Source organism: Photorhabdus hainanensis, assembly GCF_018448965.1.
Classification (GTDB): Bacteria; Pseudomonadota; Gammaproteobacteria; order Enterobacterales; family Enterobacteriaceae; genus Photorhabdus; species Photorhabdus akhurstii.
In genome coordinates, this window is the sequence record NZ_RCWD01000105.1 from 1 (window position 1) to 1,259 (window position 1,259).

Here is a 1,259-nt window from a genome sequence, read left to right on the forward strand (position 1 = left end):
GGGAGTGTTAGAAATTCTGTGTCATTCCAGTAATATATCTCAAAAAGGAATGACAAATGACTCAATCTTTCGATTTCGACAAAGCCCTGAAAGCGCTTCAGGAGGGTCAGGCACTGACCGGTAAGAATGGCATCCTAACCCCATTGATTAAGCAGCTGACTGAAGCCGCTCTGGCCGCTGAACTTGACTCCCATCTGGCTAATGACCTTGAGGCCAACCGGAGGAATGGCTCCACCAAAAAGACCCTCAAAGCCCCGACCGGCAGCTTTGAACTGGCTACACCACGGGATCGTAATGGGACTTTTGAGCCCCAACTAGTTAAGAAGCACCAGACCACGTTATCAGACGAGATAGAGCGGAAGATTATCCGCCTGTTTGCCCTCGGGATGAGCTACACCGATATCAGCAGAGAAATCGAAGACCTATACGCCTTTAGCGTTTCCAGCGCCACCCTCAGCGCCGTCACGGACAAGGTGCTCCCCGAGCTAAAACAGTGGCAGCAGCGCCCGTTAGAAGCCATTTATCCCTTTATCTGGTTGGACGCCATCCACTACAAAATCCGTGAGGAGGGTCGTTACGTCAGCAAGGCTGTCTATACCGTATTAGCGCTCAATCTTGAGGGAAAAAAGGAAATCCTTGGGTTGTATCTGTCTGAAAATGAAAGCGCAAACTTCTGGCTATCCGTGCTGGTAGACCTGCAAAACCGTGGACTGAAAGATATTCTCATTGCCTGTGTTGATGGTCTGACGGGCTTCCCGGAAGCCATCAACAGCATATACCCGCAAACGGAGGTGCAGCTGTGCGTCATTCACCAGATCCGTAACTCCATCAAATACGTGGCTTCAAAGCACCACAAAGCCTTCATGGCTGATCTGAAACCCGTGTATCGTGCGGTCTCAAAAGACGCAGCAGAAAGCGCGCTGGACGAACTGGAGGCGAAATGGAGCCAGCAGTATCCGGTCGTCATCCAGAGCTGGCGTCGTAAGTGGGGTAACCTGTCGGGTTACTTCCGCTATCCAGCGGGGATCCGCAAGGTCATTTACACAACCAATGCCATCGAGTCAGTCCACCGTCAGTTCAGGAAACTGACAAAAACGAAAGGGGCGTTCCCGAATGAAAACAGTCTGATGAAACTGCTTTATCTGGGGCTTCTCAATGCACAGGAAAAATGGACAATGCCAATACAGAGCTGGAATCTAACGCTGTCGCAACTCTATATTTACTTTGAAGGACGTTTGGATAATGTGATAACGTTGTAA

Annotated in this window: 1 protein-coding gene; it reads left to right on the plus strand. The window is 50.0% G+C overall.

Annotated features, from left to right (window positions below):
* Positions 1–56 precede the first annotated feature (56 nt).
* Positions 57–1,259 (plus strand): IS256 family transposase, encoded by a 1,203-nt coding sequence (locus tag EAE92_RS24040; RefSeq protein ID WP_214069857.1) that lies wholly within the window; start codon positions 57–59, stop codon positions 1,257–1,259.

What these genes read in the sequence shown, in the direction of transcription:
- EAE92_RS24040 (WP_214069857.1), top strand. Translation starts at nt 57, where the DNA reads ATGACTCAATCTTTCGATTTCGACAAAGCCCTGAAAGCGCTTCAGGAG.